The sequence below is a fragment of the Breznakia pachnodae genome, from assembly GCF_030814225.1.
Classification (GTDB): Bacteria; Bacillota_I; Bacilli_A; order Erysipelotrichales; family Erysipelotrichaceae; genus Breznakia; species Breznakia pachnodae.
The window spans coordinates 341,474-354,203 of record NZ_JAUSUR010000004.1 but is presented as its reverse complement, the minus strand read 5'-3'; the positions used below and the strand labels follow the sequence as shown (position 1 = coordinate 354,203).

Annotated in this window: 9 protein-coding genes; 3 read left to right on the top strand and 6 right to left on the bottom strand. The window is 31.4% G+C overall.

Annotated features, from left to right (window positions below; genetic code table 11):
• Window positions 1-72: 72 nt before the first annotated feature.
• A complete protein-coding gene (locus tag J2S15_RS12710) occupies window positions 73-6,093 on the top strand; it encodes a beta-N-acetylglucosaminidase domain-containing protein (protein ID WP_307408892.1) in 6,021 nt (2,006 codons plus the stop codon).
• 70 nt (window positions 6,094-6,163) lie between these two features.
• Here the strand turns inward: J2S15_RS12710 and J2S15_RS12705 are convergent, their stop codons facing one another.
• Genes J2S15_RS12705 through J2S15_RS12685 form a run of 5 tightly spaced genes read right to left on the bottom strand, consistent with a single transcriptional unit; the run spans window position 6,164 to window position 10,431 of the window.
• A complete protein-coding gene (locus J2S15_RS12705; RefSeq protein ID WP_307408889.1) occupies window positions 6,164-6,655 on the bottom strand; it encodes a hypothetical protein in 492 nt (163 codons plus the stop codon).
• Window positions 6,645-7,457, bottom strand: a complete 813-nt coding sequence (locus tag J2S15_RS12700; protein WP_307408887.1) for a phosphatase PAP2 family protein — start codon at window positions 7,455-7,457, stop codon at window positions 6,645-6,647. Before J2S15_RS12700 ends, J2S15_RS12705 begins: the two co-directional genes overlap by 11 nt.
• Window positions 7,447-8,355 carry an ROK family protein gene (locus J2S15_RS12695; protein WP_307408885.1) on the bottom strand — a complete coding sequence of 303 codons (909 nt, stop codon included), beginning with the start codon at window positions 8,353-8,355 and terminating at the stop codon, window positions 7,447-7,449. Before J2S15_RS12695 ends, J2S15_RS12700 begins: the two co-directional genes overlap by 11 nt.
• Window positions 8,356-8,365: 10 nt before the next feature.
• The gene (locus tag J2S15_RS12690) at window positions 8,366-9,484 is read right to left on the bottom strand and encodes an alpha/beta hydrolase (RefSeq protein WP_307408883.1); all 1,119 of its coding nucleotides are present in this window, start codon (window positions 9,482-9,484) and stop codon (window positions 8,366-8,368) included.
• 53 nt (window positions 9,485-9,537) lie between these two features.
• A complete protein-coding gene (locus J2S15_RS12685; RefSeq protein ID WP_307408882.1) occupies window positions 9,538-10,431 on the bottom strand; it encodes an AraC family transcriptional regulator in 894 nt (297 codons plus the stop codon).
• Between the two features lie 178 nt (window positions 10,432-10,609).
• Here J2S15_RS12685 and J2S15_RS12680 point away from each other — a divergent pair, with 178 nt between their 5' ends.
• Entirely contained in the window at window positions 10,610-11,248 is a 639-nt protein-coding gene (locus J2S15_RS12680) for a Fic/DOC family protein (protein ID WP_307408880.1), read from the top strand.
• A 120-nt stretch (window positions 11,249-11,368) separates the two neighbouring features.
• Here the strand turns inward: J2S15_RS12680 and J2S15_RS12675 are convergent, their stop codons facing one another.
• Window positions 11,369-12,031, bottom strand: a complete 663-nt coding sequence (locus J2S15_RS12675; protein ID WP_307408878.1) for a hypothetical protein — start codon at window positions 12,029-12,031, stop codon at window positions 11,369-11,371.
• A gap of 248 nt (window positions 12,032-12,279) precedes the next feature.
• On the opposite strand from J2S15_RS12675, the gene J2S15_RS12670 reads away from it, so the two are divergent.
• Window positions 12,280-12,726 (top strand): PTS sugar transporter subunit IIA, encoded by a 447-nt coding sequence (locus J2S15_RS12670; protein WP_307408876.1) that lies wholly within the window; start codon window positions 12,280-12,282, stop codon window positions 12,724-12,726.
• The last annotated feature ends 4 nt before the right edge of the window (window positions 12,727-12,730 follow it).

The following is a 12,730-nucleotide window of genomic DNA, read 5'->3' as shown; positions in this document are numbered from 1 at the left end:
AACAAAGGATGGTGATAAACAAACGCTTAACTGTATATAAGGAAAGGATTAAAAATGAAAAGGAGAATAGAGATGAAAAAAGTATATAAATTTTTAATGGTTTTTATTATTTTGGGTTTATCAATTGGTATCGTTCCATCAGATTATCAGAACAATCTGATTAACGCGAACGAAGCAAATGAATATGAGATATACCCGAATCCTCAACTTATTGAATATACAGGAGGAGACTTCATTATAAAAAATGAGGTAAATGTAATTTATGAAGATGGTATCGATGAATATACAAAACAGTTATTTAATGAAATAGCAGCTTCTAAAGGATTACAGGTTACTCAAGTAAATGAAGTAGAATCAGGGAAAACAAATATTTTAATTGGAATTCATAATTCAAAAGGATATGTTGATACATATGCTGAGAATAACTCTACATTAAAAACAAGTAATTTATTTGATAAGACAGACAGTTATTTACTATCTGTGGATGATAATGTAATTACTGTTTTAGGAAGAGATACAGATTCTAGTTTTTATGCTTTGACAACACTTAATCATGTTATTAAGCAGTTGGATAGTTATACAATACAAAACTTTATCGTAGAAGATTACGCAGATGTTGAGAGCAGAGGATTCATTGAGGGGTATTATGGAAATCCTTGGTCTACAGAAGATCGTGTTGCGCTAATGGAGTGGGGAGGAAACTACAAGCTAAATTCTTATTTTTATGCTCCTAAGGATGATCCTAAGCATAATTCTAATTGGCGTGAATTATATACAGCTGAAGAAATTGAAACAAAGATAAAACCATTGGCTGATGCTGGAAATAAATCAAAATGTAGATTTGTTTATGCTCTTCATCCATATATGAGCAACGCAATAAGATATAATTCAGAAGAAAATTATCAGGCAGATTTAGCAGTAATGCAGGCAAAGTTTGAACAGGTAATCAGAGATGGTGATGTTCGTCAAATTGCAATTCTTGCAGATGATGCAGGAAATGTAGGTGGAACAAACTATATTCGTACCTTAAGTGATATGAGTGATTGGTTAAAGGAAATGCAAAAACAATATCCTGATTTGAAATTAACACTTCCTTTCTGTACACAAGAATATATGGGAATGGGAGAATCTTACTATAGTCAGTTCCCAGAAAATGTACAGATTGTTATGACTGGTGGACGTGTATGGGGTGAAGTATCAAATAGCTTTACACAAACATTTACAAGTAATGCTGGGCGTGGTCCTTACTTGTGGGTAAACTGGCCTTGTACAGACAACTCAAAGAAACATTTAATTATGGGTGGTTATACAACCTTCCTGCATCCAAATGTAGATCCTAGTAATATTCAGGGAATCGTTTTAAATCCAATGCAACAATCAGAACCAAGTAAAGTTGCTATTTTTGGAAATGCATGCTATTCATGGAATATCTGGAGTAGCAATGAAGAAGCTGACCAAGCATGGTATGACTCATTTAAATATGTAGATCATAATAGTGCAGTCGAAACATCAGCCTCATCAGCACTAAGAGAATTATCAAAACATATGATTAATCAGGATATGGATAGTCGTGTAACAGTACTTCAGGAATCGGTTGATTTAGCACCTAAACTAACTGAATTTAAAAATAAACTAAATGCAGGAACACTTACTGTTTCAGATGTAGATGTAATGATTGAAGAATTTAATATCTTACAAGAAGCAGTGGAAACATATTCTAATTCAACAGGAGATGCTCGTTTGAAAGATCAAATGTCTTATTGGTTAGATTGCTGGTCAGACACTAACGAAGCTACGATTGCTTATCTAAATGGAGTAAAGGCAGCAATTAACAATGACACTACAGGATTATTGAATTATCAAACAGCGGGGAAAGCAGCATTTGAGAGATCGAAAACACATGAGTTCTGGTATGTAGATCATAATGAAAGAGCAGAAGTTGGAGTACAACATATCGTACCGTTTGTAAATGCATTAGATTCTTACTTATCAATGCGTTCAGAGAGTATTATGGATCCTGATATTGTAACAAAAACATTTATTACTAGCAGACAAGATAATCCATCAGGAAGCACAGCAAATGTATTTGATGGAGATGATTCAACAATGGCAAGTTATCGAAGTCCAGTATGGATATATGAAGGTGATTATGTTGGGGTTATGTTAGGTAAAAAGATTGATATTACATATGTACGTTTCTTACTGGGAAATGGAAAGAATCATATGGAATATGCAAAATTACAATACACAAAAGATGGAAAAGAGTGGGAAGACCTCAATGGAGTAGAGTATGTTGCTGTACAAGGAAATTACCAAGAAATCATTCTTAATGAAGAAGACTTACCTGAGAATTTTCAAGCAATGGGTATTCGTTTAGTAGCTACAAAAAACAATACAAAAGATGCATATTTGAATGTTCATGAAATTACAATTAATAAAACAGCAAGTGAGCCAGAACCTGAAGTAAATGGTACTTATTCAACAAACCGTGATCGTATGAATAATACTGATTGGGCAGTGTTGAATGATGGTAATCCTGGAAGCAATGATGCTGGTGAAGTATGGATATCAAATGGAAGTAATCCTAATAAAGATGAATTACCAGTAGATAGTTATATAGCCTATACATTTGATGAACCACAATTGCTTAAATCAGTGTCTTTTGCCCAAGGTGGAAGTAATGGTAATGATGTAATTACAGATGGTGCTTTAGAATATTTAGATACTAATAATGAGTGGCAGAAAATTGCTGACATTGATAATTCTAAAGTACAAAACTTTGATTTAGATGCACGAAATATTACAACGACATCAATTCGAATTCGCAATGTTACTCATAGAAAAATATGGTGGAGAGTTGGAGAATTTAAAGTAGAAATAGGAAAACATGATAGTTCACCAATTCAGTACAATATTATCAAAACTGATCGTTGGGCCATATATTCAGGAACTGAAAGTAACTTATATGATGGAGATGATAATACTTTTGTTTGGTATGATCCAGATGGTTCTCCAAGCATAACAAATGATAGCTTCTTGGTAGATGATTTTCTTGGCTATGATTTAGGGAAAATCGCGAACTTACAAAGTGCTCATATTGTAGTAGGAGCAGAGGGAAGTGATAAGCTAATGAAGTATGCAATTGAAACATCAATTGATGGCAGCACTTGGACAGCAGTAAATGGATATGAAAACTATTCTGGTGCTGCTAATGGAAAAGATACTTTGGATATAGAGTTAAATGGAACAAAAGCAAGATACATTCGTATACGTAATCTTGAACTTCGTGCATCATGGGGAAAATTCTCAGAATTCACAGTAAAAGAAGTACCTTCTGATGGAGATTCAAAACATGTTTATACAAATGTGAATACTAGTATATTGGCAAACTTAAATACAGAGGGAAATGCACTATTGACAAATGGAAGCGTAACTCTAGCACAACATCAATATATTGGAATTAAGTTAGACAATATTAAACAAATTAATAGTATTGACACTACGGATTTACCAGAAGGATTTAAACTGCAGACATCAATGAATGCATTGACTTGGACTGATTATAATCCAAGTGAAGTTGTTGATGCTCGTTATATTCGTGTCATCAATACTGTAGATTCACCAAAAGTCTGGAATATTGATCAGTTTAATGTTTCTTATATGTATATAGCTGATAAGTCAGTAACAAGTGATTTCGCACAACAAAATAGTGCAACCGATATGCGTACGGCAAATACTGTTAGTAATGTATTTGATGGAAATCTTAGCACATTAGGTTTGATTACTGGACCACAAGATGAAACTAAACATATAACGTTTGATTTAGGACAAGAAATTGATTTTACTTCTATTCGTTATTATGTAAATGAAACACAATTGAACTACTTGAGAAGTGCGGTTTTTGAAGTATCAAATGACCCTAACGGTAGTGATTGGACTACTGTTATGACACTCAACGAAGAAGGTGATTTTGAAAATGTATGGGATAGTTCAGTTGCGAAAGATGCAGCTTGGTTAACCCATGATTCAAAAAATCCAGGATATATGTATGCAGAAGCAACAAATCTAACTGCGAAAGGAAGATATTTACGAGTTCGTCCTTTAAAAACATATAGTCATCGCTGGGTAGCATTTGGTGAAATTCAGATAAATGATGGTAAGTATATTACATCGGAATCAAATAAAGATGTAATTGCAGAAGCAGCGGAAGAAAGAGGTAAAATACCATCAAACATGTTTGATAAAGATTTTGCGACAACATATAAATCATCAGAAAAGAATAGTTCATTCACTTATCGCATATCAGAATCTGATGATTTAAAGTCAATTCGTATTATTCAGACAGGTGAGATTTCTAATGCAGCAGTTTCTATTACTTATTCAGATGGTACAAGAGCAAGTGTATCAGCAGGTAAATTGAATCAGGCAATCAATGAATTTGTATTTGATCAATCAAAATCAGTAGTATCAATTACTGTTAGTTGGCAAGATAAAATTCCTGAAATCTCTGAGATGATGTTATCAACAAAATCAATCACAACTGCTGATGTATCGTTGTTGGAAGCAGAGATTGCAAATGGTGCAGAATCTACATGGACAAACGATAGTGTGCGTGTATATGAAGAAGCAGTAGCGGTTGCTGAAGACATTATTCAACATAAAGATTCAGTTAGTCAAGAAGTTGCAGACTCTGCCTTAGGAGCTCTAAAAGCGGCTCGTATGAATGCAAAAGAGAAAGCAAGTAATCTTAGTGACTTAGAACAAATAATCGCAGATAAAATTAGCAACGATGAAAATGTTTATTCAGTATCTACGTATGCGAATTATGAAGAAGCAATGTTAAAGTTAGTAATTGCATTAAGTGATTCTGAAAATTTGTCACAAGCCAATGCAGATAAAATTGTAACTGAAATTAATGATGCGGAAGCAAGACTAGAATATTCTATTCGAAATCGTGAACTAGCAGAATTAGGACTAGAAAAAACAGATTTCATAAATGAAGATAATTATACAAAAACAAGCTATGAAACCTTAATTATTGCAAAACAAGATTTAGAATCTTTAATTGAGCAAGATAAACTTGGACAAGATAGAGTACATCCAACTGATATGAAAAAGGCGCAAAAGAAATTTGATGATGCGATAACTGCCTTAGTAGATATTACAGGATTAAAAGCAGTAATTGAAGAGTTTGATACATATGACTCAGAAAACTATACTGAAGATAGTTATAATGCATACAAAGATGCAGTGGAAAATGCAAAAGGGCTTCTTGAAAATGGTAGTATAGATGAGATTGCTAATGCAATTAAGGATATTAATGAAGCACAAGAAAAATTGCAAATTAAGTCTTCAGTTGACTTAGAAGCTATTATCAAAGAAGCAGAAGCAATCAATGGAGCAGACTATACAACAGATTCATATAAGAAGCTTACAACAGCTATTAACAATGCGAAAAAGGCTCATGAGTCATCAGAAGATGAAGCATTAGCAAATGCAATTCTAGATGCAAGAAGTGAACTTATAAGCGTTAAAGCATTGAGTGAAAAAGTTGAAGTTGCTAATACAGTAAATAAAGATAACTATACTAGTTCATCTTATAAAAAACTAAGTACACTTCTTAAGGAAAGTGAAAAACTATTTGAATCAGGATCTGAAAAAGAAATATCAGAAATGGTAGAAAAAATTCAAAATGCACTTCTTTCATTAGAAAAGAGAGCAGTTGATTTAGAAGAATATCGTAATAATATTGAATTACGAGCTGAAGAAAAATATACAGCAGATTCTTATAAGACTTATAAGGAAGCTTATGACTACCTTATGGGATTAGACCCATCTGATACAAGTGAGATTGATTTTATTGATGCTAAAACTACTTTAGAAAAAGCAGAATCTAATTTAGTTTTAAAAAATAATCCAACAATCGATGGAACGGAAATTCCAAATCAAGCAGCAGATGATAAAATCATTAATGGTGAAGATATATCTACAGGTGATAATACAAACAAAGGAATAATGTTATTGCTGTTGTTTGGATCAGTTGCATTGTTTGGTATTTTAGGAAAAAGAAAGTTTGAAGAATCAAAAAAATAGCTGAACACTGTAAAAGCGTGTACTTTATTAAGTACACGCTTTTGTGGTTTTATAGTCTTTATAAATAATTCTAATATGTTTTATTAGATAAGTTTTTGTAGTCACTAATAGATAGTGTAATTACAAAGTAACCAATAACTGCAGCTGCAAGTGCAGCAGACCCGGTTTTAATTAGAAATCCAATCGTATGATTAATTTCGTTGACACCTAAAAGGTTTGGTATCGTAATAAACATGGGGTAAACAATTATGGATACGAATAGAATAACTGCCAATAATCGTAATGTCAGTGTTTTTGGAAGATATTTACTAAGTTTGAAATGTAAATCTTCTTCATAAAAAGTTCCAGTTAATACATCTTTTTGAGTATTGATAAATCCAGTATATGCACAAAGAAGTGCTAACATTACTAAGCCAAATAGTAAATCTCCTTTAATTGATTGAAGGTACAATGGACCTTCATAATTACGAAAGTTAAAATAATAGAAGAATCCATTAATAACAATATTCACAAGTACAAAGTTAATTAATATCTTTTTTATTGCGTATTTTTTAAATATCATGATTTTTTAAATACCTCCTTTTTAATAGTAAGAATAATGTAATGGTAATGGAAGCACCGATTACAACATCACTCATGAAGTGTGCTCCCATAATAATGCGGCTAACCATAACACAAATAAACCAAATAATTGCAAATCCAGTAATAGGTTTTACTATTGATTTTAATGAAGTAATTGCATAAGGTAATAATGTGATCCAAAGGATTGTTGAACTGTTTGCAGCATGTCCTGATGGAAATGACATAAACTCATTGTTTGTGGTAAGTCCTTGAGGAAGGTACCAAGGTGTAAATTGTAATGAAGGATTGCTCATAGAACGAAACCGAGGTCGACCCCATATCATTTTTATAATATTGATTATAAAGATAGGAGCCAGTGATAAGATTAGGCCAATCATCGCTATCTTTTTGGTAATACTATAGTTTTCCTTTGGAACTGCTCTTACCAAGAGAATCGTAACCATTAGATAAATAACTACAAGTGGTATAAGCATTAGTGATGATACTTTTAAATGAGTAGAAATTATCATTATAAATCCTAATAGATTAAATAAGTATAAGAATCCATAAATAACAGTTGATAATCTCTTTTTCCTATCCTTTACAATAATTAAGAACAAAGAACTGAAACCTCCAATGAGAAAAATAATCATTTCGCCAAAGGATTCAAAGAACCAGCCAAATGTACTTTTTGGATTATATAGAGCAGTTGAAATCTGTAAATCAAATAGAGTTGCAATAATTAAGCAACATAAAAACAACATTATCAACAGATAACTTTTCTTTTTAATGTTATTTTTCATTTGTTGTTCCAAGATTATGTATACTCAAGAAATTATATAAAGCACCAATTAAGTTAGAGTCATTATAGTAACGACAAGCATCTAAAGCAGCACGAGGAACTTCAAAAGGAATTGCATCATAAATAAGATCCAGTTCTTCACGTACTTTCTCAATTACAATATTTTGTTGTGATATACCTCCACCAATTAGAAACTTTTGAGGATCTAAGATACATTGCAGGTTAAAGATTTCTACTGCTAAACTTTTACACATATTTTGAAGTGACATCAAGGCATCTTCATCGTTATTATCAATCATATTAAATACTTTATGACCATCAAGGGTATCAGGGGCTATTTGTTTTCTTGCAGCTGTTCCATAAACAAGAGCAGAAGTACTTGCTCGCATTGCAAATACATTCTCCATCGCAAAAGTACCATTCTGCATGATGAAAGAAAATTCACCTGCAAACAAATGACTTCCACGCCATAATTTTTTATCCTTAATGATTCCTCCACCAATACCAGAACCTAAAACAAGTACAATCCCATCATTTACATCCTGTAAATGACCTTTCCATACTTCTGCAAGAGCAGCACTCTTACCATCATTTTCAAGGGTAATAGGCAGGGAAGTAAACTCTTTCATTCGCTCTATCAGATTGACATTTGCATTGTACAGCAGACCACCAGGAGCATAAATTTGACCAGTAGTGGAATCTATTGTTCCAGGTAAACTCATTGCAATTCCATCAATGTCTTTTTCAAACTGAGTATAAATAGAGTTTAAAATAGCTAGAAACGAGTCAAGAGAATCTTGAGGTGTTTTCTCACTTCCTTTTTCATATATATTTGCTTCATTATCCATAAGTGCATATTTAATTGCACTTGCGCCAACATCAAATACTAGTTTTTTCATCATCGTTACCTCACTTTGTATATTTCTCAATAAAATTTCCAAGTTCTAATGCACAGTCCTCACTTTGTGGATAAACTCCAATATTGTCTCCATAAGCATGTCCCATCCCTTTATAGACAATAGTCGTTGTATCTACGTTTGCCTGATTTAGTTTTCTGGCATATGCTAAACATTCAATATAAAGAAAATCATGTTCACCTACAGTAATTAATGTTGGTGGCAGATTGTCTGGATCCATCATATAAGGAGTTAAATAGTTATTCATAATATCAGTTGTTCCTAATAAAGAACCCAGCATACTTGTCATACCATTATCTCCACCCATCATTGATAAAGACGCCGTTAAAACCTTTTTATGTTTATCATAAATATTATATTTATCAATACTCCAGTGTGAATATTCATCATCAATACCAGCCATATTAACTGTTGGATATAGTAACATCTGTCCTCTTACCATATGAGAATTATCTTCTAAGTCACGTGTAGTACAGTATTGTGCGAGATTACCTCCAGCACTATCACCAGCTACAAAAATATTATTAGGATTACCACTATATTCACTAATATGCTTGTATACCCATTTCAATCCTTCATAGCAATCTTCATGACCTTTCGGATATGGATTTTCTGGAGCTAAACGATACTCAATTGATACAGCAACGATATTAAACTTTTCAACAATCATTCTTACTAACTGATCAACAACTCCGCGATGTCCACCAAAAAAACCACCACCATGAATATAGTATAAAGTAGATAAATTCTCTTTTCTTTCTAGTGGTAAATAGACTGTAATAGGAATATCGTTATCATCTTTACCTTTGATGAATAGTTCTTTTGTTTCAATCGCATCTGATGTAACAGGAATACTCTTTACACCATTGAACATTTTTCTTAATCGCTCAATTGATTTTGGTGATGCATCCATCTTCATTAATCCTTTCGGCATAAATCGCATCATTGTCGCCATCTTCTTTTGATCATCATAAAGACGAGGATCCATAGCCCCTTTAATATCACAATCTGGAATAGGCTTTTGAATCACATTCATTCCATTTATGTTTTCAACATATTGTTTCTCTTTGATAGCTTTTACTAAACTATCACTATATTTCTTTTCTTTCATGTTTGACCTCCTATGATATGTATATCATAACGAAGTAAACGCTTTCATTGTTGTCATTCTATATTTAGATTATGGTCAATTATTGATATTTCCTGATGATGTTTTTTTCTATATTCCATTGGTGTTGCGTTATATCTCTTCTTAAATTGGGCAATTAATGATTTCGTATTAGGGAAACCATGCTTTCTACTAATTGCGTCAATCGTAAGATTAGAATTAACAATCTCTGGAAAAGCCTGATAAATACGATAGTTTTGTAGGTAATTTAAAAAAGAAGTATTTAAACGTGCTTTAAAAAGGCGTGAAAAATGTTCGCGCGAAATATGAAACTCTGAACTCATTGTCTCAAGGGTTAAATCTTCATTATAATGACTATGAATATAGTTGATTACTTCTTTGATATAAGCTTGTTCTCTTACATTCTCGTGTTTGATTTTACTGCTATGGTAATTAATTAAATCAAACATGATTTCATTAATTATAGAAGTGATACGTAAATAATTGTATTCATTATGATCATTATAATAATTAACAATCTTTTCAAAGCGTTGTTTAAAATTTTTATAACTTGAGTGTTCTGGATTTAATTTAAAATATAAAGTATCAAAATCAGGAATAGAATTCTTTAAATAGTCATAGGAAATAATAAGACAGATAGCTTCTGTATCGGCTTCCACATTACTATGTATTTCGTGTAGTTCATTATGATTTACAAGTAAATATTCACCACTGTTTATTTGTGTTAGGTTATCATTAACTCGCAAAAAAATATTTCCTTTTTTTACATAAGTAAACTCAATGCTTCGATGCCAATGTAGAGGAATGAAGTTAGTGCTTTGAATATCCAATTGTGGATATTGTTTACTAATTTCCTTTAAATTGAAATGAAGAATTTTAACTGGTAAATTATTTTCCCATGCTACACTTTCATATGTTGTATGACTCATAGTTATACCTCTTATGAACCTATCATAATCAATTTTATGATGGCTTTCAATAGAGGTGGTAATATTATACTAATTAAAACCTTATTTCTGCTTAATGTCAGATGGATAATAAGTAATAAAAATAATAATGTTTAGAATGTAATATGATATACTTATGATAATAAATAAAGGTGATTGAATGATTAAAAATAAACTTGGAATAGAGAAGATTGCAAAATTAAAAAAAGAAGAAGAGCGTATAAGCAAGCAAAATGCGATTTCTTTTTGGATGCAAAAAAAATATAGAGAAATTGATTTTAGAAAGATTGATTCGCTGTTTGTTATTCATACAATGCTATTTGATGATATTTACGAATGGGCTGGCAAACTTCGTGAAGTTAATTTATCCAAAGGCGGTTTTCAGTTTGCAAACACAAACTTTCTTCAAGAAAACTTAAAAAGAATAGATGAAATGCCAACTGCAAGTTTTGAAGATATCATTAGTAAGTATGTTGAAATAAATATTCTTCATCCCTTTCGAGAAGGAAATGGAAGGAGTGGAAGACTATGGTTAGATTGTCTTCTCTTGCAAGAACTAAATGTGGTTATTGATTGGTCGAAATTAGATAAAGAAGAGTATATGTATCTTATGAAAGAGTCAGTAAAAGATAGTAGCCAATTAATAGTTGAACTAAAAAACATAACAACAGCTGATGTCGATAATCGAGAGATATTTTTTAAAGGACTAGATTTTTCTTATTACTATGAAGAACAATATGAGTATTCAAGTGATGAGTTAGCTGATGAAATGAAATGCAATAATGAGATAAATAATTAAATTGTATTCAGAAATTTTGTTTGTTTTCATAATTTCTAAAAACATTTGAAAAGCTACACTAAGATTGTTTAATCTTAGTGTAGCTTGTTTTATTGTTAATGTATAAAAAGAATAAAGATTTTAATTCGTTATTTTATGCAACATAACACCAGTATTAATTGTTTGATCCTGTTTGTTGTATTCAATGATAACTGGTTGAGGGTTTATATTTAAATTATACTGTTCTACAAATTTATCAATATCCCAATAAAATTCATAAGTAATTGTAGTATCATCTTCAGCTGTAATGTTGTATTCAGTAATAGAGTATTGATAAGGATTAACTGTAATTGTGTCATAACCTATAATATAACTTACTGAGTGATCATCACTTAGCCATGACCCAATTAATTCATCAGGAACAATCATTTCTGCAACAGTTCCATTTTTAGAAACAGAGTAGTTACCTACGCTTTCTAAACCACCTTTTTTCAATAATTCTTTAGATATTACCTCTAAATTGATATAATCATTATTTTTTGCTAATGTATTAAAAACGAAGTCATCTTTGTTTTCAATTTTAAGATAATTTACTAATGTATTAATCGCGGTATCGTCGTCAAAATCAGATTCTTGTTTATCATTGTTTTGATTATTATTTTCTTGTTTTGAATCATCTTTTGTAGTTTCTGAACTCTTTTCTTGCGTATCTTTTTTTGTTGTATTATCTTTCGAATCGGTGCTGTTTTGAGAGCAGGAAGTAAGGCAAATACAAACAAATAGTAGTAATATAATTCTCTTCATTTTTATGAATTCTCCATTCTTTCTTTATATGAAATACTTATAATCTAAAATAATTATAGTATTCAATTCTTCTTATTGCAATACACAAAATTTTGGTAAAAAAAATGAATTTCTATTTACAAAGCAAATCTTTAATGCTAATATGTGGATGTAGCTCAGTATTGTAATTATTAAGTTAAGCAAGATCTGTTTACATGATTTTTTAATTATGTAACGGATCTTTTTTGATTTTTAAAGGAGGTAAAATAATGAATATATATGCACCAGTGAAAGGTAATTTAAAAGAAATTGAAAAAGTAAATGATGAAGTGTTCTCTCAGAAAATGCTAGGAGAAGGAGTAGCAGTTGTCGCAAATGATTCTAATGTAGTTGCACCAATCAGTGGGGTGATTACTGCAGTATTTCCAACTAATCATGCAATTGGGATTACTAGTGATGAGGGAGTAGAAGTATTGCTTCATATTGGTATTGATACAGTAGAACTTGATGGAAAGGGTTTTACTGGTTATGTGAAATTAGGAGATGAAGTGAACGTAAGTGATCAACTTGTATCTGTAGATTTTAATTTCATTCAGGATGAGGGATATGAAGGGGATTTGATTATGGTTATTACCAACTCAGCTAATTATGAAAATATCCAGATAATGAATATAAATAAGGTTGAGGTAAATGATATACTGATGGTAATAGAATAGAGGT

Excerpts from the sequence above, each read along its gene's own strand:
- J2S15_RS12705 (WP_307408889.1), bottom strand. The coding sequence starts at position 6,655 with ATGATATTTAAAAAATACGCAATAAAAAAGATATTAATTAACTTTGTA.
- J2S15_RS12690 (WP_307408883.1), bottom strand. The coding sequence starts at position 9,484 with ATGAAAGAAAAGAAATATAGTGATAGTTTAGTAAAAGCTATCAAAGAG.
- J2S15_RS12685 (WP_307408882.1), bottom strand. The coding sequence starts at position 10,431 with ATGAGTCATACAACATATGAAAGTGTAGCATGGGAAAATAATTTACCA.
- J2S15_RS12710 (WP_307408892.1), top strand. The coding sequence starts at position 73 with ATGAAAAAAGTATATAAATTTTTAATGGTTTTTATTATTTTGGGTTTA.
- J2S15_RS12680 (WP_307408880.1), top strand. The coding sequence starts at position 10,610 with ATGATTAAAAATAAACTTGGAATAGAGAAGATTGCAAAATTAAAAAAA.
- J2S15_RS12670 (WP_307408876.1), top strand. The coding sequence starts at position 12,280 with ATGAATATATATGCACCAGTGAAAGGTAATTTAAAAGAAATTGAAAAA.
- J2S15_RS12700 (WP_307408887.1), bottom strand. The coding sequence starts at position 7,457 with ATGAAAAATAACATTAAAAAGAAAAGTTATCTGTTGATAATGTTGTTT.
- J2S15_RS12675 (WP_307408878.1), bottom strand. The coding sequence starts at position 12,031 with ATGAAGAGAATTATATTACTACTATTTGTTTGTATTTGCCTTACTTCC.
- J2S15_RS12695 (WP_307408885.1), bottom strand. The coding sequence starts at position 8,355 with ATGAAAAAACTAGTATTTGATGTTGGCGCAAGTGCAATTAAATATGCA.